Source organism: Peribacillus sp. FSL K6-1552 (assembly GCF_038005205.1).
Lineage (GTDB): Bacteria > Bacillota > Bacilli > Bacillales > DSM-1321 > Peribacillus > Peribacillus butanolivorans.
The window spans coordinates 1917373-1941559 of sequence record NZ_JBBOST010000001.1; the positions used below are offsets into that span (position 1 = coordinate 1917373).

General features: G+C 39.8%; 22 protein-coding genes. 21 read left to right on the forward strand and 1 reads right to left on the reverse strand.

The annotated features are described in order from the left end of the window. Nucleotides 1-16 precede the first annotated feature (16 nt). From infB to NST21_RS09330, 19 genes are all read left to right on the forward strand, one after another. Nucleotides 17-2173, forward strand: coding sequence for a translation initiation factor IF-2 (infB, locus tag NST21_RS09240; RefSeq protein WP_056526848.1), 2157 nt, complete (start codon nt 17-19; stop codon nt 2171-2173). Continuing rightward, on the forward strand, nt 2170-2451 hold the full coding sequence (locus tag NST21_RS09245; protein WP_053345363.1) for a DUF503 domain-containing protein: 282 nt from the start codon (nt 2170-2172) through the stop codon (nt 2449-2451). The genes infB and NST21_RS09245 overlap by 4 nt, the downstream gene beginning before the upstream one ends. A 17-nt stretch (nt 2452-2468) precedes the next feature. Beyond that, nucleotides 2469-2834 (forward strand): 30S ribosome-binding factor RbfA, encoded by a 366-nt coding sequence (gene rbfA, locus NST21_RS09250; protein ID WP_053345364.1) that lies wholly within the window; start codon nt 2469-2471, stop codon nt 2832-2834. Between the two features lie 179 nt (nt 2835-3013). Beyond that, nucleotides 3014-3934, forward strand: coding sequence for a tRNA pseudouridine(55) synthase TruB (gene truB / locus NST21_RS09255; RefSeq protein ID WP_340888779.1), 921 nt, complete (start codon nt 3014-3016; stop codon nt 3932-3934). Nucleotides 3935-3967: 33 nt separating this feature from the next. After that, complete coding sequence (gene ribF / locus NST21_RS09260) at nt 3968-4918, forward strand: bifunctional riboflavin kinase/FAD synthetase (RefSeq protein ID WP_340888780.1); 951 nt, start codon at nt 3968-3970, stop codon at nt 4916-4918. A gap of 146 nt (nt 4919-5064) precedes the next feature. Further along, on the forward strand, nt 5065-5334 hold the full coding sequence (gene rpsO, locus NST21_RS09265) for a 30S ribosomal protein S15 (protein WP_053345367.1): 270 nt from the start codon (nt 5065-5067) through the stop codon (nt 5332-5334). 319 nt (nt 5335-5653) lie between these two features. Further along, entirely contained in the window at nt 5654-7771 is a 2118-nt protein-coding gene (gene pnp, locus NST21_RS09270; RefSeq protein WP_053345368.1) for a polyribonucleotide nucleotidyltransferase, read from the forward strand. Nucleotides 7772-7926: 155 nt separating this feature from the next. Next, nucleotides 7927-8886: a polysaccharide deacetylase family protein gene (locus NST21_RS09275; RefSeq protein ID WP_053345369.1), complete on the forward strand. Its 960-nt coding sequence runs from the start codon at nt 7927-7929 to the stop codon at nt 8884-8886. 46 nt (nt 8887-8932) lie between these two features. Next, the gene (locus tag NST21_RS09280; RefSeq protein WP_053345370.1) at nt 8933-10159 is read left to right on the forward strand and encodes a M16 family metallopeptidase; all 1227 of its coding nucleotides are present in this window, start codon (nt 8933-8935) and stop codon (nt 10157-10159) included. A gap of 172 nt (nt 10160-10331) precedes the next feature. Then, on the forward strand, nt 10332-10601 hold the full coding sequence (locus NST21_RS09285; protein ID WP_053345371.1) for a YlmC/YmxH family sporulation protein: 270 nt from the start codon (nt 10332-10334) through the stop codon (nt 10599-10601). A 230-nt stretch (nt 10602-10831) separates the two neighbouring features. Then, the gene (gene dpaA, locus NST21_RS09290; protein WP_340888781.1) at nt 10832-11734 is read left to right on the forward strand and encodes a dipicolinic acid synthetase subunit A; all 903 of its coding nucleotides are present in this window, start codon (nt 10832-10834) and stop codon (nt 11732-11734) included. After that, entirely contained in the window at nt 11731-12333 is a 603-nt protein-coding gene (locus NST21_RS09295; RefSeq protein ID WP_053345373.1) for a dipicolinate synthase subunit B, read from the forward strand. Before dpaA ends, NST21_RS09295 begins: the two co-directional genes overlap by 4 nt. Nucleotides 12334-12527: 194 nt before the next feature. Further along, nucleotides 12528-13583, forward strand: a complete 1056-nt coding sequence (gene asd, locus NST21_RS09300; protein ID WP_340888782.1) for an aspartate-semialdehyde dehydrogenase — start codon at nt 12528-12530, stop codon at nt 13581-13583. A 102-nt stretch (nt 13584-13685) separates the two neighbouring features. Further along, nucleotides 13686-14909, forward strand: a complete 1224-nt coding sequence (gene dapG, locus NST21_RS09305; RefSeq protein ID WP_053345375.1) for an aspartate kinase — start codon at nt 13686-13688, stop codon at nt 14907-14909. A gap of 36 nt (nt 14910-14945) precedes the next feature. After that, the gene (gene dapA / locus NST21_RS09310) at nt 14946-15815 is read left to right on the forward strand and encodes a 4-hydroxy-tetrahydrodipicolinate synthase (protein ID WP_053345376.1); all 870 of its coding nucleotides are present in this window, start codon (nt 14946-14948) and stop codon (nt 15813-15815) included. A gap of 280 nt (nt 15816-16095) precedes the next feature. Beyond that, complete coding sequence (locus NST21_RS09315) at nt 16096-17817, forward strand: ribonuclease J (protein WP_217993343.1); 1722 nt, start codon at nt 16096-16098, stop codon at nt 17815-17817. 125 nt (nt 17818-17942) lie between these two features. Further along, nucleotides 17943-18689, forward strand: coding sequence for a ClpP family protease (locus NST21_RS09320; RefSeq protein WP_180319959.1), 747 nt, complete (start codon nt 17943-17945; stop codon nt 18687-18689). After that, on the forward strand, nt 18686-18913 hold the full coding sequence (locus NST21_RS09325; RefSeq protein WP_056526871.1) for a YlzJ-like family protein: 228 nt from the start codon (nt 18686-18688) through the stop codon (nt 18911-18913). Before NST21_RS09320 ends, NST21_RS09325 begins: the two co-directional genes overlap by 4 nt. Nucleotides 18914-19150: 237 nt before the next feature. Beyond that, the gene (locus NST21_RS09330) at nt 19151-21481 is read left to right on the forward strand and encodes a DNA translocase FtsK (RefSeq protein ID WP_340888783.1); all 2331 of its coding nucleotides are present in this window, start codon (nt 19151-19153) and stop codon (nt 21479-21481) included. 40 nt (nt 21482-21521) lie between these two features. Here NST21_RS09330 and NST21_RS09335 read toward each other — a convergent pair whose 3' ends face one another. Further along, on the reverse strand, nt 21522-21821 hold the full coding sequence (locus tag NST21_RS09335) for a DUF6509 family protein (RefSeq protein WP_056527104.1): 300 nt from the start codon (nt 21819-21821) through the stop codon (nt 21522-21524). 313 nt (nt 21822-22134) lie between these two features. On the opposite strand from NST21_RS09335, the gene NST21_RS09340 reads away from it, so the two are divergent. Then, nucleotides 22135-22860: a GntR family transcriptional regulator gene (locus NST21_RS09340; protein WP_340888785.1), complete on the forward strand. Its 726-nt coding sequence runs from the start codon at nt 22135-22137 to the stop codon at nt 22858-22860. Nucleotides 22861-23019: 159 nt separating this feature from the next. Then, entirely contained in the window at nt 23020-24111 is a 1092-nt protein-coding gene (locus tag NST21_RS09345) for a BMP family lipoprotein (protein ID WP_340888787.1), read from the forward strand. The last annotated feature ends 76 nt before the right edge of the window (nt 24112-24187 follow it).

The following is a 24187-nucleotide window of genomic DNA, read 5'->3' on the forward strand; positions in this document are numbered from 1 at the left end:
TTACGGGGGTGAACGTATGACAAAATTGCGTGTATATGAATATGCAAAACAAAAGAACGTTTCAAGCAAGGAAGTAATAACTAAACTTAAAGAAATGAATATAGAGGTAACAAACCATATGACAGCATTAGACGATTCAACTGTAAATAAATTAAACGATTCAATTAAGCCTAAAAGCGAAGATAAAAGCCCAGCTGCTGAACCAAAAGCTAACGCTACGGTTGCAAAATACGAAGCTGAAGCAGATGAGAAGAGTACAGTTAATAAAGAAAAGCTAAAGAAAAAACCTCCCGTTAAACCTGTAGGTACGAAAAAACCAGCAGGACAGTTTAGTAGAGGTAGAAATAACCGAAATAAAAATAATAAACAAAGACAACAAGCACCACAGGCTCCTGTTACTAAACGTAAAGAAAGAGAACTTCCAGAGAAAATTACGTTTTATGAGTCTTTGACTGTTATGGAACTTGGTAAAAAACTTCACCGTGAACCGTCTGAAATCATTAAAAAGCTTTTCATGCTTGGTGTGATGGCTACAATTAACCAAACATTAGATAAAGATGCTATTGAATTAATCTGTACAGAATACGGTGTATTGGCTGAAGAAGAGATTCGTGTTGATCTAACTGACCTTGAGTCATTAGTGACTGAAGATGCTTCTGAAGATTTGATCGAACGTCCGGCTGTTGTAACGATCATGGGACACGTTGACCATGGTAAAACGACATTGCTTGATTCTATTCGTCATACGAAAGTAACTGAAGGCGAAGCAGGCGGAATCACTCAGCATATCGGTGCTTATCAAGTTAAAGTTAACGACAAAAAAATTACATTCCTTGATACACCAGGACATGCTGCGTTTACAACAATGCGTGCTCGTGGAGCTCAGGTTACAGATATCACAATCCTAGTTGTAGCAGCGGATGATGGTGTTATGCCTCAAACGGTTGAAGCGATTAACCATGCTAAAGCAGCAGAGGTTCCAATTATCGTCGCTGTTAATAAAATGGATAAAGAAGCCGCTAATCCAGACCGCGTTATGCAAGAATTGACAGAGCACGGTTTAGTTTCTGAAGCATGGGGCGGAGATACAATTTTCGTACCTATTTCAGCTAAAAATGGCGAAGGAATCGATAGCTTGTTGGAAATGATTCTACTAGTTAGTGAAGTAGAAGAATATAAAGCAAATCCAACTCGTAAAGCAAACGGAACGGTTATCGAAGCACGTTTGGATAAAGGACGCGGCTCTGTAGCAACGTTGCTTATTCAAAACGGAACGTTGAAAGTCGGAGATCCAATCGTTATTGGTAATACATTCGGCCGCGTTCGTGCAATGCTTAATGACCTTGGCCGTCGTGTTAAGGATGCAGGTCCTTCTACACCGGTTGAAATCACAGGTTTGAATGAAGTTCCACAGGCTGGGGACCGTTTCATCGTCTTTGAAGATGAAAAAACTGCCCGTCAAGTTGGGGAAGTTCGTGCGCAAAGACAGCTTGCTTCACAACGTAATGAAAAATCTCGTGTAACGCTTGATACATTGTTCGAGCAAATGAAAGAAGGGGAAATTAAAGAATTGAACATCATCTTAAAAGCGGATGTTCAAGGTTCTGCTGAAGCAGTTGCCGCTTCCCTGAATAAAATAGAAGTAGAAGGCGCAAAAGTGAAAATTATTCACACTGGCGTCGGGGCTATTACAGAGTCTGACATTATCCTAGCTACGGCTTCTAATGCAATCGTCATCGGATTTAACGTCCGTCCTGATGTGAATGCGAAGCGTGCGGCTGAATCAGAAAATGTTGATGTCCGCCTTCACCGTATCATTTATAAAGCTATCGAAGAGATCGAGTCGGCTATGAAAGGGATGCTTGACCCTGAATTTGAAGAAAAAATTATCGGTCAGGCTGAAGTTCGTACGACTTTCAAAGTATCTAAAGTTGGTACGATCGCTGGTTCTTATGTTACAGAAGGAAAAATCACACGTGATAGCGGCATTCGCTTAATTCGTGAAGGTGTCGTCATTTACGAAGGTGAAATTGATGCATTGAAACGTTTTAAAGATGATGTAAAAGAAGTGGCAACGAACTATGAGTGCGGTATTACCATTAAAAATTACAATGACCTTAAAGAAGGCGACGTAATTGAAGCTTATGTAATGGAAGAGATAGAGCGTAAATGATCGTTGGCTCTGTCCAATGTGAGTGCATCATCTATGACACCCATTCTTTGAAAGAAAAACGAGCCGTGTTGCAGCGTGTTATGACACGGCTTAAACAGAAGTTCAATATATCGGTAGCAGAAACGGATTTTCAGGATCTATGGCAACGAACAAAGATTTCTATCGTAACCGTTTCATCTTCAAGGAAGGCTACTGAGAGAGAACTTCAAAATGCCCTTAAATTTCTAGATTCTTTTCCGGAAATAGAGCGAACAATAACAGATATAGACTGGCTTTAGGCTAGCGAGGTGATATTATGAGCCTTCGTGCAAATCGTGTTGGCGAACAAATGAAAAAAGAGCTGAGTGAAATTATCGGCCGAAAAATTAAAGATCCAAGAATCGGATTTGTAACAGTAACAGATGTTGACGTTACAGGCGATCTACAACAGGCAACTGTTTATATTTCCGTGTTGGGTGATCAGGAACAACGGGAAAAAACTCTTCAAGGCCTTGCAAAGGCAAAAGGATTTATGCGTTCAGAAATTGGGCAAAGAATCCGTCTTCGCAAAACCCCGGAACTGTTTTTTGAATTTGATGAATCGGTTGATTACGGAAATCGAATCGAATCGTTAATTTCACAAATCAATTCAGAGGAAAAACCGGCTGGAAAAGACGAATAATAAGCAAGCAGAAAAGGAGGTCGACTCAATAAGTGCTTTGCACTTCTTGGAGTCGATCTCTTTTTTTTGAAATGATAGGAAAACGTAGCAAAAAGCAAAAGACACCTTTCGAATTTAAGTTCATATTGTTTGTGCAAGTTAACAGAGGTGCTTCCGCTTTTAGAAAATGAGGTGAAAGTGTGAACGGTATTCTACCATTATGGAAACCAAAGGGATTGACATCCCATGATTGTGTTTTTAAATTAAGGAAGATATTAAAAACAAAAAAGGTTGGGCATACAGGCACTTTAGATCCTGATGTCACAGGGGTTTTACCGATTTGTATCGGTAGGGCAACAAAAGTCGCCGAATATTTGACAGAAGCAGGTAAAGCGTATGAAGGGGAAGTGACCCTCGGTTTTTCAACGACAACGGAAGATGCAAGCGGCGATAAGGTAGCTGAAAAAAGGATTACTCAAGTGATTCAGCGTGAACAAATTCTTGAAGTTTTAGAATCATTAACAGGGAAAATTGAACAGACTCCGCCGATGTTTTCAGCTGTTAAGGTAAACGGGAAAAAGTTATATGAATACGCTCGGGCCGGAATCGAAGTGGAGCGACCGACACGGGAGGTTACCATTTACGAAATCACCCTTCTCGATGAACGTTCTGAATTCAAAGGAGAAACCATTTCTTTCCGTTTTCGTGTTAAGTGCAGTAAAGGAACATATATTAGAACGCTTGCTGTCATGATAGGTGAAAAATTGGGATTTCCAGCACATATGTCAGACCTAACGCGGATTGAATCAGCTGGTTTTAAGCTTGAAGACTGTATGACATTCGCTGAGGTGGAAGCATTCATGGAAACCGGACAAACAGATGAGTTTCTGCTGCCCTTAGAGCGAGGATTATTTCATTTGCCCAAAATTCAGATTAGTGATAAAGTAGCAAAGAAAGTACTTAACGGTGCGGTATTGGAACAGGCTAAGGATGTTGTTGTTGAGAAAGGTCAGCCTTTTGTAATGGTTGATCCTTCTGGTAAGGCTATTGCCATTTATCAAATACATCCGACAAAAGAGGGATTAATTAAACCTGTAAAAGTTTTGGCACAAGAATTATAGACCGTTTTGCCGTCGGAAAGAGGAGATTGAAAGGTGAAAGTGATCGCAATAGAGCATCCTCATCAATTTAAATCGGATGATTTTCCGGAGCTTGTAATGGCGCTTGGATTTTTTGATGGCATACATAAAGGGCATCAAATTGTTATTCAAACTGCCAAGCAAAAAGCCGATGAAATGAATCTTAAGTCAGCAGTCATGACATTTGACCCGCATCCTTCCGCAGTATTGGGGAGGAAAACGGAAAATATTCGCTATATTACACCACTCGAAGATAAAATAGATATCATAGAATCGATGGAGATAGATTATCTGTTTATCGTTCATTTCAGCAAGGAATTTGCTTCGGTGTTGCCGGAACAGTTCGTTGACGAATATATTGTCGGGCTGAATGTCCGTCACGTTGTAGCCGGCTTTGACTATTCATATGGCCGCTACGGTCAAGGATCGATGGAAGATTTGCCTGTATACGCACAAGGAAGGTTTACGCAGACGGTTGTTGCGAAACAAACACTTGAAGATGAAAAGGTAAGTTCGACCAGAATCAGAGAAACACTTAGTAACGGTAACTTTTCCGACTTTTATCATTTGGCAGGCCGCCGTTATTTAACGAAAGGGCATGTCGTTCATGGTGAAAAACGAGGCAGGAAGTTGGGTTTCCCCACTGCTAATATTGAAGTAAGTGACGATTATATATTCCCAGCTGCTGGGGTATATGCTGTCAAGATTAATATAAACGGCCAATGGTATAATGGGGTTTGTAATGTCGGTTATAAACCTACGTTCCATGAAGAAAAGCCGAAGTATCCAACCGTAGAGGTTCATGCTTTGGAGTTCTCGGGTGATATTTATGGCAATCAAGTTTCGGTTGAATGGCATACTAGGTTGAGAAGTGAGCAGAAATTTTCTGGACTTGAAGCGTTAGTCGCACAGATTGAAACAGATAAGCAAAATGCGTTAGTTTATTTTTCAAAACTGAAAGTATAAACGGTTAGCAATAGACAATACTTGCAATTTTAATGAAAAACATGTATTCTATTGTATGTATGAAAATAACCATTGCTTGGCTAGTCGAGACTCCGACGCTGGCTCGGTAATAGGTGATTTTACAGAATTTTAGGAGGAATAATAACATGGCTATTACACAAGTACGCAAAAACGAACTTATCGCTGAGTTCAGAACTCACGATACTGACACTGGATCTCCAGAAGTTCAAATCGCAGTATTAACAGAAGAAATCAACAACTTGAACGGTCACTTACGCACACATAAAAAAGACCACCATTCACGTCGCGGTCTTCTTAAAATGGTAGGTAAACGTCGTAATCTTTTAACTTACCTACGTAACAAAGACGTTACTCGTTACCGTACACTAATTAACAAATTAGGTCTACGTAGATAATTTTTTCAGGAAGGCGGGAAATTTCCCGCTTTTTTGATGTTAATCAAATGATTTGGACGTGTTCTATTTTTAGGCTAAGCCTTCGTCCTTGGGACTCGGCAGGAGCCGGGTCTTTTTCTATTTATAAATGATTAGGATATACATAATTGAATGAATGAAAATTTTATTCATTTTACTGTTAATGCTTGTTTTTTTCGTGCATAATAGGAATAGTTTGGTTTTAACTTGAGTTCAGTTACTTTCACATATAATGATTTAATCCAATACAGGTTTAGGTAAACTAAGCCTCTAAGTGAAGATTCAGAGAGGGGTTTAATAAATGGGACAGGAAAAACATACGTATTCATTTGACTGGGCCGGCCGTAATGTAACGGTAGAGATTGGCCAATTGGCCAAACAAGCGAACGGAGCAGTTTTAGTCCGTTATGGAGAAACAGCTGTATTAAGTACAGCAACAGCTTCAAAGGAACCTAGAAATGTCGACTTCTTCCCTTTGACAGTCAACTACGAAGAAAGACTGTATGCAGTCGGTAAAATTCCAGGTGGCTTCATCAAACGTGAAGGCAGACCGAGTGAAAGAGCAATTTTAGCAAGCCGACTAATTGACCGTCCAATCCGTCCGCTATTTGCAGATGGCTTCCGGAACGATGTTCAAATTATCAGTATGGTTATGAGTGTTGATCAAGATTGTTCTTCTGAAATGGCAGCGATGCTTGGTTCATCCCTTGCACTTTCAGTTTCCGATATTCCGTTTGAAGGTCCAATTGCTGGAGTTGTAGTCGGAAGAATTAATAATGAATTCATTATTAACCCTACTGTTGACCAACTTGCAAAAAGCGACATTAACTTGACAGTTGCCGGTACGAAAGATGCTATCAACATGGTTGAAGCTGGAGCAAATGAAGTACCAGAAGAAACTATGCTTGAAGCAATTATGTTCGGTCATGACGAAATCAAGAAGGTTATTGCATTCCAAGAGAAAATTGTTGCTGAAATCGGCAAGGAAAAGCTACAAATCGCTCTATACCAAGTGGATGCAGAACTAGAAGCAGAAGTAAAAGGTCATTGTGAATCAGACCTTAACAAAGCTGTACAAGTTCAGGAAAAACATGCTCGTGAAGATGCTATTAAAGAAGTAAAAGATCGCGTGTTGGCTCATTATGAGGAAGAAACTGATGAAGCTAAACTAAAACAAATCAAAGAAATCCTAAATAAATTGGTTAAATCAGAAGTCCGTCGTTTAATTACGGAAGAAAAGGTACGTCCAGATGGCCGTAACCCGGATGAGATTAGACCATTATCATCTGAAGTAACTATTCTGCCTCGTACACACGGTTCTGGTTTGTTCACACGTGGACAAACTCAAGCACTTTCTATCTGTACATTAGGTGCCCTTGGCGATGTACAGATTTTGGACGGTCTTGGAACTGAAGAGTCGAAACGTTTCATGCATCATTATAACTTCCCTCATTTCAGTGTAGGTGAAACAGGCCCGATTCGTGGTGCAGGACGTCGTGAAATCGGACATGGTGCACTTGGTGAAAGAGCATTAGAACCGGTTATACCGAATGATAAAGACTTCCCTTATACAATTAGACTTGTGTCTGAAGTTCTTGAATCTAATGGCTCAACATCGCAAGCAAGTATCTGTGCAAGTACGCTAGCAATGATGGATGCTGGTGTTCCGTTGAAAGCTCCAGTTGCAGGTATTGCAATGGGTCTTGTTAAAACAGGTGAGCACTACACAATCTTAACAGATATTCAAGGCATGGAAGATCATCTAGGAGACATGGACTTTAAAGTTGCTGGAACGTCAAAAGGTGTTACAGCCCTTCAAATGGATATTAAAATTGAGGGTCTTTCAAGAGAAATTCTTGAAGAAGCATTACTTCAAGCTAAACATGGCCGGATGCACATTTTGGAATCAATGATGGCAACAATCAATCAACCGCGTGAGCAATTATCCAAATATGCTCCGAAAATCGTTACAATGTCTATTAATCCAGACAAAATCCGCGATGTCATTGGACCGAGCGGTAAACATATCAATAAAATCATTGAAGAAACTGGCGTAAAAATTGATATCGAACAAGATGGAACGGTATTCATTTCTTCTACAGATGAAGCAATGATTCAAAAAGCGAAGAAAATTATCGAAGATATCGTGCGTGAAGTCGTTGTAGGCGAACTATACTTAGGTAAAGTTAAACGTATTGAAAAATTCGGAGCGTTCGTTGAAATCTTCAATGGTAAAGATGGTTTGGTCCATATTTCTGAACTGGCTGAAGAAAGAGTCGGTAAAGTGGAAGATGTCGTTTCACTTGGCGATGAGCTATTAGTTAAAGTTACTGAGATTGATAAGCAAGGAAGGGTTAACCTTTCCCGTAAAGCGGTCCTTAAAGAACAAAAAGAGGCAGCTAATCCTTCTCAGTCATAATAGAAATGAAAATTCGGCATGCGGTTCCTAGTGAATCTGCATGCTTTTTTGTTTTAAAGGATTCATCGTTATATATGGAAATTCTCAATAAAAGTATGTAATGTTCTACCTTGTCCGTTTTCTTCATACATTTTTGTATGAAGGGGGCGTAAAAAATGAATAATAAATGGAAGCAGATAGTTGCGATAAGTGCCATTGCAGGTATATCATGGTTATTAGTGCAAAATCCATATACACATATTTATTTGACCCAATTAACAGATCATTCAGTTGCGTCAATGAAGCAGGAAGATGAGCTTCTTTTACAAATAAAAGAATCAACAAAAAAATATGAGATTGCACCACAGGATGCACGAATAGATTCGGTTTGGAAAACCGTTCCTGCATATAATGGCCTAAAGGTAAATATTGATGATTCGTATAAAGCTATGAAGAAGGAGGGCGGATTCGATAAGGATAAACTGGTATATCAACAAGTTCCAGCAAAGATTCATTTAAAGGATCTCGACCCGGCTCCGATTTACCGGGCCCATCCGGAAAAGCCAGTCGTATCATTTTTAATCAATGTGGCCTGGGGTAATGAATACTTACAGGATATGTTGGCTGTGTTAAAAAAACATAATGTCAAGGCAACATTTTTCCTTGAAGGTAATTGGACTAAGAAGAACCCAGAATTGGCGAAGATGATTAAGGGTGGGGGACACGAAATCGGAAACCACTCCTATTCACATCCGAATATGCAAAATATTTCCTCTCAGGCTACACGTGAGGAAATTCGTAAAACGAATGAAGTCATTGAAGCGGTGACAGGTGTGAAGATGAAATGGTTCGCCCCTCCAAGCGGAAGCTACCGAGATGAAACGGTAAAAATCGCGGATTCTCTCGGTTTGAAGACTGTTATGTGGAGTGTGGATACGATTGACTGGCAAAAACCAAGTCCTGAAGTACTTCAACAAAGGGTGCTTTCTAAGGTTCACCCGGGAGCATTTATTTTAATGCATCCTACAGAATCTACCGCGAAATCATTGGAAACGTTAATTATTAATATAGAAAAGAAAGACTTAGATGTTGTTACCGTTTCAGAAGCAGTAGATGAAGAGCGGTTGAATCCATAACGTTATGGTTACGATAGCAGCATAGAATGATTGGGAGGAATGTTAGTTGATTAAGAAATACACTTGTCAAAATGGAGTAAGAATTGTATTAGAAAATATTCCAACAGTACGTTCAGCAGCAATTGGAGTATGGATCAAAACAGGTTCACGAAATGAAACACCAGAATTGAATGGGGTTTCCCATTTCCTTGAACATATGTTTTTCAAAGGAACAACTACGAGGAATGCACGTGAAATTGCCGAGTCGTTTGACAGTATTGGCGGACAAGTGAATGCATTTACTTCAAAAGAGTACACATGCTATTATGCAAAAGTTATGGATAACCATGCTAGCTATGCGCTTGAAATCCTTGCTGATATGTTCTTCAACTCCACTTTTGATGAGGAAGAATTGAAAAAAGAAAAAAATGTCGTCTACGAAGAGATTAAAATGTATGAAGATACACCTGATGATATTGTCCATGATCTCTTAAGCAAGGCGGTATACGAAAATCATCCCCTTGGCTATCCAATACTAGGTACAGAAAGTACACTTGAAACATTCAATAGTGAGACATTAAAGAAATATGTTCACGATATGTACACACCTGATAAAGTCGTCGTTTCCATTGCAGGAAATGTGGATGAAAAATTGATTCAAGAAGTCGAAAGCTACTTTGGCTCGTACCAAGGAGGGGAAGAGCGTCTTGAATTGGTGAAGCCGGCATTTCATGAAAATAGGATCACGCGTAAAAAAGAAACTGAGCAAGCCCATCTTTGCCTTGGTTTTAAAGGGTTAGAAATTGGTAATGACAAAACATACAGCTTGATTACCTTGAATAATATTCTTGGTGGAAGCATGAGTAGCCGTCTATTCCAGGACGTAAGGGAACAACGCGGTCTTGCATATTCTGTCTACTCTTACCATTCCAGCTACCAGGATACAGGTTTGGTGACAGTGTATGGGGGGACAGGCACAAGTCAGCTTGATAGTTTGTATGAAACCATTCAGGAAACACTGGATACACTTAAAAAAGACGGTATCACGGAAAAGGAATTGCGCAATAGTAAAGAGCAACTTAAAGGAAGCTTAATGCTAAGCCTTGAAAGTACGAACAGCCGCATGAGCCGTAACGGGAAAAATGAGCTTATGCTGGGTGAGCACCGTTCTCTTGATGATATCATTATCAAGATTGATGAAGTGACAGAGAATAGCGTCAATGAAATGGCAAACCAAATCTTCAAGGAACATTCCTTGTCATTGGTGAGCCCGCTGGAAAATTGGGACAAATAAAAATTCACAAGCCTGAACTTCTGTTTATTATATAGAAGAGCAGGCTTTTTTTTTTAAAAGCTTTTGAAAATACAAGGACCCTTCGGTAAGTACAATTTTTAGATAAATGCCTTCTAAGTTCACCTTTTTCGGATATAGATTGAATAGAAGGTGAAAAAAGGGGGAGCTTGTATTGAGATTGAGTGAATTGAGTGGTAAAGAAATTGTTGATGTGAACAGAGCGGAGAGATTAGGAGTTCTTGGTCAGACAGATTTGGAAGTAGATGAAACTGGACAAATTACCACGTTGATTATTCCTTCAGTTAAATGGTTCGGACTCTTAAGAAATGGCAGTGAAATTCGTGTTCCATGGGAGCATATTAAAAAAATAGGAACGGATATGCTCATCATCGATTTTCAGGAGGGACTTCCCATTAAAGATGGCGAGCATATGGACGGATAAACCAATTTATAGCATAGATGGTTACTACTGATACTATTCATCAATATAATAAACGCCTTAGCAGGCATTTGCTAAGGCGTTTTTGCTTTTCTTATCACCGTTTTTTAAGTAAAAACATAAGATGGCATGGTAACTAGAGAATGTAGCAAAAACCGAATTGCTTCTTGAGGAATATTTACCATGAGGCGAGGGATGTTAGGATCTTTTATATAAAGAAGGTGACGGTTTTAATGCTCACAGGCATGCAAATCGCTGTAATTGGTGGAGATGCGCGTCAACTTGAAGTTGTCCGTAAACTGACAGAGCTTGATGCAAAGCTATTATTAGTAGGTTTTGAACAGCTCGACCATGCTTTTACAGGAGCGGTTAAGGAAAAAATGGAGGATATAAATTTTAACGAATTAGATTCGGTTATTTTACCAGTCCGAGGTACTGATACAAATGGTAAGGTGGAAACGATTTTTTCCAGTGAAGAAGTTGTTTTGAGCGAAGAAATGATAAAAAAGACCCCAGCCCATTGCATTTTTTATTCAGGGATTAGTAATGATTACCTTGATGGAATATTTAAGAAAGCGGACCGCAAACTCGTACTACTATTTGAACGTGATGATGTGGCTATTTACAATTCGATTCCTACTGTTGAAGGAGCAATCATGATGGCCATTCAGCATACGGATTTCACAATCCATGGCTCGAATGTATCTGTTCTCGGACTGGGTAGGGTTGGTATGAGTGTAGCCCGGTCATTCCAAGCCCTTGGAGCAAAGGTAAAGGTTGGAGCAAGAAAAAGCGAAGATATTGCGAGGATTTGTGAAATGGCGTTAACCCCCTTTCATTTAAATGATATTGCTACAGAAATGAAAAATGTTGATATATGTATCAATACGATCCCTTTTCCGATTATTACGGCCAAAGTAATTGCAAACATGCCCGTCCATACATTAATTATCGACCTTGCTTCAAAACCGGGGGGGACGGATTTTCGTTATGCTGAAAAAAGGGGAATAAAGGCACTTTTGGCACCGAGTCTACCGGGGATAGTTGCTCCAAAAACAGCAGGTCAGATCTTAGCGAATGCACTTGGACTTTTGATCCAAGGTGAGTTCATGAAAAGGAAGGGGAAAAAAATATGAGTCTCCAAGGAAAACGGATTGGTTTCGGATTAACAGGGTCGCATTGCACATATGATGAAGTGTTTCCAGAAATAGAAAAGATTGTAAATGAAGGGGCGGAAGTAATACCAATCGTAACATCGACAGTTCAAAACACGGAAACCCGCTTCGGAAAGGGCGAGGACTGGGTTGAAAGAATCGAAAAATTGACGGGGAATCGTGTCGTTGATACAATCGTCAAAGCAGAGCCTTTAGGACCTAAATTACCGCTCGACTGTATGGTAATTGCTCCTTTGACAGGTAATTCAATGAGTAAAATGGCTAATGCTCTTACCGATTCGCCTGTACTTATGGCTGCAAAAGCAACGATGAGAAATCACCGTCCTGTTGTGGTCGCCATATCAACAAATGATGCGCTTGGATTAAATGGTGTCAATTTAATGAGGCTAATGGCCGCAAAAGATATTTATTTTGTTCCTTACGGCCAGGATAACCCCATAGGCAAACCAAGTTCCATGGTTGCCAGAATGAGCATGATTCGGGATACAATCATTGCAGCTATAGAGAGAGAACAAATTCAACCAGTTATTGTCGAAAGGTTTAAGGATGATTTAAACTGATCATGCGCTCTAAGAAAGCTCCCAGTTCCTAAAAACTGTAATATATGCATAACTTTGTAGCGGTAGATGCAGAATATTTTGTTAAAGTGCGACCCTTTGGAATGTTAATGTGATAAAATAAATGATATTCTGAACAAGAAGAAGTAAATCTAACAACCAACTAACTTTTAGAGATAGAAAAGGAGTATTGACAAATGACTGAGACACAGGGATTGCATATTGCAGTTGTGGGAGCAACTGGAGCTGTAGGACAACAAATGATTTCAACACTCGAACAACGGGACCTACCGATTAAGAAAATCATTTTTTTATCATCGGCTCGTTCTGCAGGAATCAAACTTTCATTTAAGGGCGAAGAAATCGAAGTGCAGGAAGCAAAACCTGAAAGCTTTGAAGGTGTCGATATCGCTTTATTCAGTGCTGGAGGAAGCGTGTCTAAGGAATTGGCACCAGAAGCAGTGAAACGCGGAGCAATAGTAGTAGACAATACGAGCGCATTCCGTATGGATGAAAATGTGCCGCTTGTCGTACCGGAAGTAAATGAAGAAGACTTAAAACAGCATAATGGGATCATTGCCAACCCGAATTGTTCAACTATCCAAATGGTTGTGGCTTTAGAACCTATCCGCCAGACTTATGGCTTATCAAAAGTTGTTGTTTCTACTTATCAGGCTGTTTCTGGTGCAGGAGTTGCAGCAATAAACGAATTAAAAGAACAAGCTCGCGACTTGCTGGATGAGAAAGAAATCAATCCGAAAATTTTACCGGTAAAAGGAGATGAAAAGCATTATCAAATCGCTTTTAATGTCATTCCCCAAATCGATAAATTCCAGGATAATGGATTCACTTTTGAAGAAATGAAAATGATTAATGAAACAAAGAAAATTATGCACATGGAAGAACTTCCTGTAGCCGCAACATGTGTAAGGCTTCCTGTTGTAACAGGTCATTCAGAGTCTGTTTATATTGAAGTTGAAAAAGAAGGCATATCTGCTTCTCAAATCAAAGATTTGATGAAAACAGCACCTGGAATTGTATTAGAAGATGACCCGGAACAACAAGTTTATCCAACACCTGCTTCATCTGTCGGAAAGAATGATGTATTCGTTGGACGGATTCGCAAAGATTTAGATGAAGATAAAGGCTTCCATTTATGGGTGGTTTCCGATAATCTATTAAAAGGAGCAGCTTGGAACTCTGTTCAAATCGCTGAAAGCCTTTTAAAATTAGGTTTGGTAACAGTTAAGTAAGAAATTATATATTCTTAAAGAACTGAACAATACATGATAGAGAGTTTTTGTCAGCTTCCCGAACGAACCGGGAAGCTGGCTTATATTTGGGGTGTATGGATTATGAAAATTATCGTCCAGAAATACGGAGGAACATCTGTCCGTGATGAGGAAAGCCGTTCATTTGCCAGAGGGCATATTGAAAAGGCAATCAAAGAAGGCTACAAAGTGGTGGTTGTGGTTTCAGCCATGGGAAGAAAAGGCGATCCCTATGCAACAGATACCTTACTATCTCTAGTAAATGGAGCGAAAGCCAGCCTTTCAAAACGAGAACAGGATTTACTTTTGTCAGTAGGAGAAACGATATCTTCTGTCGTATTTACGAACATGCTGTTAGAACATGGTATTAATGCCGTGGCTTATACAGGGGCTCAGGCGGGATTTTTGACTAATTCCGACTATTCTAGTGCCAAAATAATGGAAATGAAATGTGACCGTCTCGTGAAAGAACTGGAATTGAAGGACGTTGTCGTTGTTGCAGGGTTCCAGGGTGCAGCTAAAAACGGAGACATTACGACTATTGGCCGTGGCGGAAGCGACACATCAGCTGCAGCATTAGGTGCGGCTTTACAAGCTGAAAGGGTCGATATTTTTACGGATGTGGAAGGAATAATGACTGCCGATCCACGTATTGCCGAGCAAGCTCGTCCATTATCAGTCGTTTCTTATACAGAAGTTTGCAACATGGCTTATCAAGGTGCCAAGGTCATTCATCCCCGTGCTGTTGAAATTGCCATGCAGGCAAAAGTTCCGATCAGGATCCGATCAACATACAGTGATGGATTAGGAACACTTGTCACAGGTGTAAATAAGGGAAGCCAGGGTAGTGACATACGGGAAAGACTAGTTACAGGAATAGCTCACGTTTCTAAAATAACCCAAATTAAAGTACGCGCGAAAAAAGACCAATATAATTTACAAGCAGAAGTTTTTAAAGCGATGGCCAATGCCTCCATTTCCGTTGACTTTATCAATATTTATCCAAATGGCGTTGTTTATACGGTTTCGGAGGAGATGACAGAACTTGCTCTTTCTATTTTGGCCGAGCTTGGTCATGAACCTGTAATTGAGCGGAATTGTGCTAAAGTTTCTGTAGTCGGTGCGGGCATCAACGGAGTGCCAGGCGTTGCAGCGAAGATTGTCACAGCGCTTTCTGAGAAAGAAATTGCTATTCTTCAATCTGCTGACAGCCATACGACTATTTGGGTTTTAGTAAAAGAAGAAGATTTAGTAGAAGCTGTTAATTCACTTCATTATGCATTTCATTTGCATGAAAGTGAAGCATAATAAGCATACAAGTTTTATTAATTAAAGAGGTGTTAGATGATGATATTTGGTAGAGTATCAACGGCAATGGTCACCCCTTTCGATAGCAAGGGAAATGTTGATTTTCAAAAAACGACTTCATTGGTCAATTACTTATTAACGAATGGAACGGATTCACTTGTGCTTTCGGGCACAACTGGGGAGTCTCCAACTTTATCTTCGGAGGAAAAAATCGCCTTATTGCGTCATGTTTCGAAGGTTGTAGAAAAACGGGTACCCGTCATCATGGGTACGGGAAGCAACAATACGTATGCTTCTATTGAGTTGACAAAAAAGGCAGAACAAAACGGTGCAGATGCGATCATGCTTGTTGCTCCGTATTATAATAAAACGAATCAAGAAGGTCTTTACCAACATTTTAAAGTAATTGCAGAAAGTACGACGCTACCTGTAATGGTATATAACATCCCAGGTCGTGCTTCTGTTAATATTGAACCAGAAACAATTATCCGTCTTTCGAAAATTCCCAATATCGTAGCAGTAAAAGAAGCGAGCGGGGATTTAAACGCGATGACTCAAATCATTGCTGAAACGGATGATGATTTTGCGTTATACAGCGGGGATGACGCATTAACGCTGCCAGTACTAGCGATTGGCGGAGCAGGAGTAGTTTCCGTTGCTTCCCATATTGCCGGTAATGAATTACAAAAAATAATAGAAGCTTTTATCGGCGGGAATACGGCCGAGGCGGCCAGGCTACATCAGGAACTGTTACCACTTATTAAAAGCTTGTTTGCAGCGCCTAGCCCTGCCCCAGTTAAAACAGCTCTTCAGTTATTTGGAATTGACGTAGGTTCAGTCAGGCTGCCAATCGTGCCATTGACTGAACAAGAGCGCCTATCTTTAGCCTCCGTATTAAAAAAATAAATAGTTTCTAAACAAGCTGATCGATTTATGATTGGCTTGTTTTTACATAAAGATGTATTTGTTTGGAAAATAAAGACGATTTTCTTTCCAGTTATAGGATAAAAGTTTATACTTTTAATTATCTTTCGATTAGAAAAGGATAAAAGTCATGTGTTCACCCTTAGCAGAGGGAATGGATGCCTTCTACATAAATGCAGGACTATTTTTAAAATAGGAAATAAAGTAAAAAAATTCCTTAGAAAATGGTATGTGTTGTCATGTTTTTTGAACATCGGTTATAATGAAATCATTGGGAAATTATGAACGGCGATTTTTTAAGGAGGATATTCGATTGGGTAAAGATAAAAATAATGGAATAAAAGTTATTTCTCTTGGAGGACAAGGGGAACTTGGTAAAAATATGTACGTCATTGAGGTAAATGAAGACCTCTACCTTCTTGATGCAGGATTAATGCTGCCAGAAGAAGAAATGTTGGGAATTGATGCGGTAATTCCTGACATTTCTTATTTGATGGATAATAAAGAACGGGTACAGGGTATTTTCATTACCCATGGTCATGAAGATCATATGGGTGCGCTTGCTTATGTATTAAAATATTTACCGGTACCTGTTTACGGTACAAAGCTTACACTTGCTTTAATCAAAACAAAATTAAAGGAAGACGGCTTTAATGGCAGGGCAACATTTACTGAGATCGATTCAGATTCTCTTTTAAGTTTCCCTCAAGCAGCCGTGTCCTTTTTCAGGACAAACCATAGTATTCCCGATTCTGTCGGAGTTGTAATCCATACGCGTGATGGAGCCATCGTCTATACAGGGGATTTCAAATTTGATCAAGCTGCAACCGATCTTTATAAACCAGAAATCGGTAAAATGGCAAGTATTGGAGAAGAGGGTGTCCTTTGCTTGCTATCTGATAGCACAGGCGCGGAAAGACCGGGTTATACGCCATCTGAAGCAGTTGTGTCAAGGGATATTACAGAAGCCTTCCATGCAGCTTCTGGAAGAATTATTGTTGCTTGCTTTGCTTCAAATATTAATCGAATTCAGCATGTCTTCAATGCAGCGGCGGCTAGTCGAAGGAAAGTGGCTGTTGTGGGTAAAAGCTTGCAACGTGTCTATGAAACAGCCTTAAATCTTGGATACTTAAAGGTCGAGGAAGAGCTGATTATCCCGGTCAATGAAATTAACAAGTATGATGATCGTGAAATCGTTGTATTATCGACTGGGCATCAAGGAGAGCCTATTGCAGCGCTTCAAAAAATGGCGAAACAGACTCATAAGCAGGTAACGATTAAAAAGGGAGATACAGTCTTGATAAGTGCATCCCCCTTACAGGGCGGCGAACTTATTTTATCGAAAACCGTCGACTTACTTTACCGGGTAGGTGCAGAGGTAGTATCTGCTAGTAAATATAAAGTGCACGTAACGGGTCATGGCAGTCAAGAAGAACTGAAAATGATGATTAACTTGATGAATCCTAAATTCCTTATCCCAGTACATGGAGAATACCGTCATTTATATGCCCATCAAAAAGTAGGAATTGCTGCAGGGATAAAACGGGAAAATATCGTGATTGCTGAAAAAGGTGATGTCATCGAACTAAAAGGTGACAAAATGGGCCTATCCGGCAAAGTCACTGCAGGAAATATCTTAATTGACGGGAGCGGTGTTGGAGATGTGGGTAATATCGTACTCCGTGATCGTCGCTTGTTATCACAGGATGGCATTTTAATCGTCGTTGTCACATTGAACCGTCAAGATAAAAGTATTGCAGCTGGCCCGGAAATCATTTCACGAGGTTTCGTATATGTACGTGAATCAGAAAAAATGATTGGAGAAGCTACTGAGATTGTAAGTGAAATCGTGAAGAAAAATGGATCGCGCCAACCTTTCGATTGGTCTACTCTGAAACAGGAAATGCGTGATGCCTTAAATCAATTCTTCTATGAAAAAACGAAACGCCGTCCAATGATTTTACCAATAATCATGGAGTATTAAGTAAAAAAAACCTGACAAATTATTGTCAGGTTTTTTTTTATCTAAGTGAAACCTCTTTATCTTGAAGAATGAAGTCTGAGACTCGTGACATAATAAAGCTATAGGCTTTAGAGAAAGGGGTTGGCATAGTGGATAATGCACCATTACCAAATGAAAATGAAGGCCGGCAGGAAGGTAAAAATTCGACTTTGATTGAAAAAATCCAGCAGCTGGGAACTACAAACGTCCCGCAACTATCACAGGACTCAAAAATCCATTGTTTGACGATCATTGGACAAATTGAAGGACATATGCAGCTGCCGCCTCAGAATAAAACGACCAAATATGAACATGTTATTCCACAAATTGTGGCAATTGAACAAAATCCTAATATTGAGGGACTGCTAGTTATTTTAAATACAGTAGGAGGAGACGTTGAAGCGGGACTAGCCATTGCAGAGATGTTGGCATCCCTATCCAAGCCGTCCGTGTCGATTGTACTTGGCGGGGGCCATTCTATTGGCGTTCCGATTGCTGTTTCCTGTGACCATTCCTATATAGCTGAAACAGCGACTATGACTATTCATCCTATACGTTTGACAGGTCTTGTCATAGGAGTGCCGCAAACCTTTGAGTACTTGGATAAGATGCAAGAACGAGTTATTAAATTTGTTACGAGGCATTCCAACGTCACGGAAGAAAGTTTTAAAGACCTAATGTTCGCTAAAGGAAATCTAACCCGAGATATTGGCACGAATGTGATTGGTGCCGAGGCGGTTGAAATTGGGATGATTGATGATGTTGGTGGAGTCGGTCAAGCCATGAGAAAACTAAATAGCTTTATGGATGAGAGAAGGCCAAAAATAGCAGGGGAAGAGGGGCTTCTACAATGACACTCTACACCATTGTTCCTGAAGAAATCATTTTCCCTCATCATCATGAGAAGACTGCGAATTTAATTGAAATGATATATAATGGGGTTCATGTGATGGTTGAACATGACGGAGGGAGAACGTTTCGTATCGATCGAATTGTGAGCACAAACCCTGAAGATTATATGAATGTTCACATTCAGCCGGGTGCTGTCATCAATGTTTTCGACCAGTTGAAAAGCTAGAAAAAACGCTAATATAGGTAAATTATGATATACTAAGAAAAAAATTAGCAGCCGCTTGGCTGCTTTATTCATTATATGAAAGAATTGTCATTATGAGTTGTAATTTAGCTGTATCAAGGGACAAGGTCATTTTTATTTGGTATAATTAGTGAGCGAACATTTGTTTTGTGAAGGGAAATCACTACAGGATGTTGAATAGGATGGATAGAATAGTTTCATGAAGAATCAGGTGATGTTATGGCAAAGAAGAAACGCAGGAAAAAGAAAAGTACAGAGAAATTAAAAATTACGCTGAAATATGAATTAATTGGCTTGACTTTAATAGGGTTGGCAGTCATCGCAATTGCAAAGCTTGGGGCAGTCGGAAAAGGGACGGTCTTTTTAATCCGCTTCTTTATGGGAGAATGGTATATCCTCTTTTTACTGGGAGCGATTGCAGCCGGATTCTATTTGATGATTAAAAGAGAAGTCCCTTACTTGCTGAAACGACAATTCATAGGAATGTATTTCCTTGTCGCGAGCATGCTGTTACTTAGTCATGTAACTCTGTTTAATATGCTTGCAGATGGAGGCCCATTTACGAAGCCGAGCGTCATTTCGAATACATGGGAATTATTCTGGATGGAAGTGACCGGCAAGACAAGTACCAAGGATCTTGGCGGTGGAATGATCGGTGCGATTTTATTTGCTGCTTCTTATTTCTTATTTGATGAAGCGGGGTCAAAAATAGTTTCATTCCTCTTTATCATTGTAGGGGGCGTGTTATTGACTGGCAAAACGTTAGGAGAAACTCTCGGTAAATTTTTCATGGGTCTTGGAGGCTTTTTTATAAAACAATGGTCTGCTTTCAGAGACGATATGAAAACATGGAATGATGACAAAAAGGAAAAGAAAAAAAATCCAGTTAAAAAGAAAAAACGTGAAAAAGAATCGGTGGAAGAAACAGTTCAGGCCATTCAGTCGGAAGATGAAACACAGCAAATGGCAACGGAACGGATCATTTCAAGCTTTGCTGATAAAGCCTATGGCGACGAAACTGAAGTACTTCCGGTTAAAGCGACACCTTCAGTTGAAAGTACAGAGGAGCAGGATGATGCTGTTCCGCCTATGAATTTTACAGAAATAGAAAATAAAGAATATCTTTTACCGCCGCTCTCTTTATTATTGCAGCCCAAAAAAACAGACCAAAGCGGGGAGTATCAATTAATCCATGAAAACGCGGCAAAGCTTGAACGCACTTTCCATAGCTTTGGAGTTAAAGCAAGGGTCACACAGGTTCATTTAGGCCCAGCTGTAACCAAATATGAAGTACATCCGGATGTGGGTGTCAAGGTCAGTAAAATTGTCAGTCTTTCCGATGATCTGGCCCTGGCTCTAGCAGCGAAAGATATCCGTATAGAAGCACCAATTCCCGGTAAATCGGCGATTGGAATAGAAGTCCCTAACTCCGAGGTGGCGATGGTGTCACTACGGGAAGTTTTAGAGGCGAAAGAAGTTGACAAGCCTGATGCGAAACTGCAAATCGGTTTAGGACGGAATATTTCGGGTGAAGCGGTTAAGGCGGAGCTTAATAAAATGCCGCATTTACTTGTAGCGGGAGCGACAGGAAGTGGGAAATCCGTTTGTATTAACGGTATTATCACGAGTATCTTGATGCGGGCAAAACCACATGAAGTGAAGATGATGATGATTGATCCTAAAATGGTGGAGCTTAATGTATATAATGGAATTCCCCATTTACTGGCCCCAGTTGTGACAAATCCCAAAAAAGCTGCTCAGGCTTTGCAAAAAGTGGTCAGTGAAATGGAACGTCGCTATGAGCTATTTTCCCATTCTGGTACGCGTAATATTGAAGGTTATAACGATTATATTAATCGGTATAATATTGAGGAAGATGCTAAGCAGCCGCTCCTGCCTTATATCGTAGTTATTGTGGATGAATTGGCTGACTTGATGATGGTCGCCTCAAATGATGTGGAGGATGCCATCACACGCCTTGCTCAAATGGCACGGGCTGCTGGTATCCATTTAATCATTGCCACTCAGCGGCCGTCTGTCGATGTTATAACAGGGGTCATAAAAGCGAACATCCCATCCCGGATTGCTTTTAGTGTATCATCGATGACAGATTCAAGAACGATTCTGGATATGGGGGGAGCCGAAAAACTGTTAGGACGAGGTGACATGCTATTCTTGCCTGCTGGAGCTTCGAAACCGGTTCGGGTCCAAGGTGCCTTTTTATCCGATCATGAAGTCGAGGGAGTCGTCACATATGTTATTTCGCAACAGAAAGCTCAGTATAATGAAGAAATGATTCCGGATGAAATACAAGAGACTTCTAGCGGTGAAGTCGAAGATAGTTTGTACGGGGATGCTGTGTCCTTAATTATAGAAATGCAGACGGCATCTGTCTCGATGCTGCAACGTCGTTTCCGGATTGGCTATACCCGTGCTGCCAGATTAATTGATGAAATGGAAGCAAGAGGAATTGTCGGTCCATATGAGGGCAGCAAACCACGAAATGTATTGTTATCTAAAGATGAACAGGATGAAGCTCATTTATCATAGGTAATTAAAAAACCGGGCAGGCGCCCGGTTTTTTAATTGATCATTGCTTCGTTGCTTCGTCTAAATGTTTAAGGCAGAAGTCAGAAATCATTGCTTCTTCCTCTTCCTCTAAATCAAAATCGAGTACTTCGTCGTTCCCTTTTTCATAAATATCATATTTAATCAGCTTGCCTACTTGTTCTTCAACAACAAATAGTACCCGGATATATAAACCATTCTCTGAAAAGAGCTCGTCTTCTTCCGGTACTTCAATATCCAAGAAATACTCGAAACGCTCTCCGGATAAAATTCCGAATGGATCATTCAATTTTTCAACGCTGTATTCTGTAATGTTTAACATCATGTGTTCATCCCTTCAAAGAAGATAAATACTATTATACAGGAAAAAAGTATCTTGAAAAGAAAGCTACCGATTTTCATTTTACATTTATAAAAAAATTATTTTATCTGATTTAGGAGAATAATCGTACAACTTCTACGGCCTTTACTAGAGTAAAAGGCACAGGGGAGGGTAATTTATCCTAAATTCTTTTATGTTAAATAGTAAAACACTATTTATTTATATCGAAAAAAATGTTATATTATTTTCGATTAGTAGGAATGATTCAACATCAGAGGTCTGATGTCTTAAGAAACTAGCTGGGGGAAACTGTATGTCAATTAAATCAGATAGTCGACATTTATATTTGCAGGTCATTGATTACCTGAAGCAGGATATTGAAGCAGGAGTTTATCAGGAAAATGAAAAATTCCCTTCTGAATTTGATCTTGCCAAAAAACTGGGAGTGAGTAGGGCGACACTTCGAGAAGCGCTGCGGATTTTAGAAGAAGAAAACATTATCATTCGCCGCCATGGAGTTGGAACTTTTGTCAATCCAAAACCTCTGTTTACTTCTGGTATCGAGCAATTAAAAAGTGTCACGAACATGATTGAAGAGGCAGGGATGAAGCCGGGTACGATTTTCTTAAGCTCGACGGCTCAAGAACCTACAGACGAGGATATCCGCAGGTTTTCTTGTTCACCAGATGAACGCATCGTGAGTATTGAACGTGTAAGAACAGCAGATGGCGAGCCGGTTATCTACTGTGTCGACAAAATTCCTGAATCAATTCTTTCAGAAAATTTTGACCGTAATGATGAGTCTCTTTTTGATATATTGGAAAGAGATGCGAATCGGAAAATTACGCATGCCGTAGCAGAAATTGAGCCGATCGGGTATCATGAGAAAGTTTCTCCTATCCTGAAATGTTCGTCAGAAGCCGCATTACTCGTTCTGAAGCAGATGCATCTGGATGATTGGGACCAGCCTATCCTATATTCTGTAAACTACTTTAAAGCCAATATGTTTAGTTTTCATGTTCTTCGGAAGCGAGTTTAGTTCAAAACTCTTACATACGGATGAATGCAAGCGTTTGTTTCGATTCTTAAAAATTGATCAAACGTATGTAAAAAAATTTACCGAGATGTGAAAACGCAAACATGAATGACTTTTCAGAACATTCCTGCTGAAAAATTATAAATCTTAGGGGGTAAAAAATTGAAAAAGCGCAAATTAGGTCTAGCTCTTTCACTTGTTCTTGCTGCTGGTACGCTTTTAGGAGCATGTGGTAATTCAGAGAATGATGATAAAGAATCTACAAATGGGAAAGAAAAGAAGGATAACTTCACAGTAGCTATGGTTACCGATACAGGCGGCGTCGATGATGAATCGTTCAACCAATCAGCTTGGAAGGGAATTCAGGAATTCGGTAAAGAAAATGATTTGGAAAAAGGTAAAGATGGATACAACTATCTTCAATCTAAATCGGATGCTGACTATGCTAAAAACTTGAATACGCTTGTTCGTGAAGATTACAAACTTATCTACGGTATCGGTTTCCTTTTAGCCGAGTCTGTTGGTGAAGTGGCTGACCAACGTCCAGATTCACAATTTGCTATTGTGGATACAGTTGTAGATAAAAAGAATGTAGCCAGCATTAATTTTAAAGAACAGCAAGGATCATTCCTTGTTGGTGTAATTGCCGGTCTGCAAACGAAAACAAACAAAGTCGGTTTTATCGGTGGAGTTGAATCTGAATTAATCAAGAAATTCGAAATTGGCTTTAAGGCTGGGGTTTTATCTGTAAATCCGGATGCGAAGGTAGAAGTTAAATATGCCGGAGATTTCAATAAAGCAGACATCGGGAAATCTACTGCAGGATCTATGTATTCTTCAGGTATTGATATCATTTATCATGCTGCTGGCGGAACTGGAAAAGGTGTATTTACTGAGGCAGTCGAGCAAAAACAAAAAGATCCTAAGAGAGAAATTTATGTAATCGGTGTAGACAGTGACCAAGCTAAATTAGGAGCTGTTCCTGGAACAGACGACAACGTTACTTTAACTTCTATGATAAAACGTGTTGATGTTGCAGTTAAAGATCTTTCTACGAAAGCCAAAGAAGGAAACTTCCCAGGTGGAGAAGTTATCGAATACGGTATCAAAGAAAATGGTGTAGGCATTTCTGATACAAAAGATAACGTAACTGAAGAATCTTTAAAAGCGGTTGAAGAATGGACAGAGAAAATTAAATCAGGTGAATTCGTAGTTCCAGGTACGGATAAAGAATTCAAAAAACTTGGTTTATAAGCTGTGATTTTAGAGAGAGTAGGGAGGCAAAATTGCCCTCTATTCTTTCTTTTCTACATATAGTTCCTGGAGACTG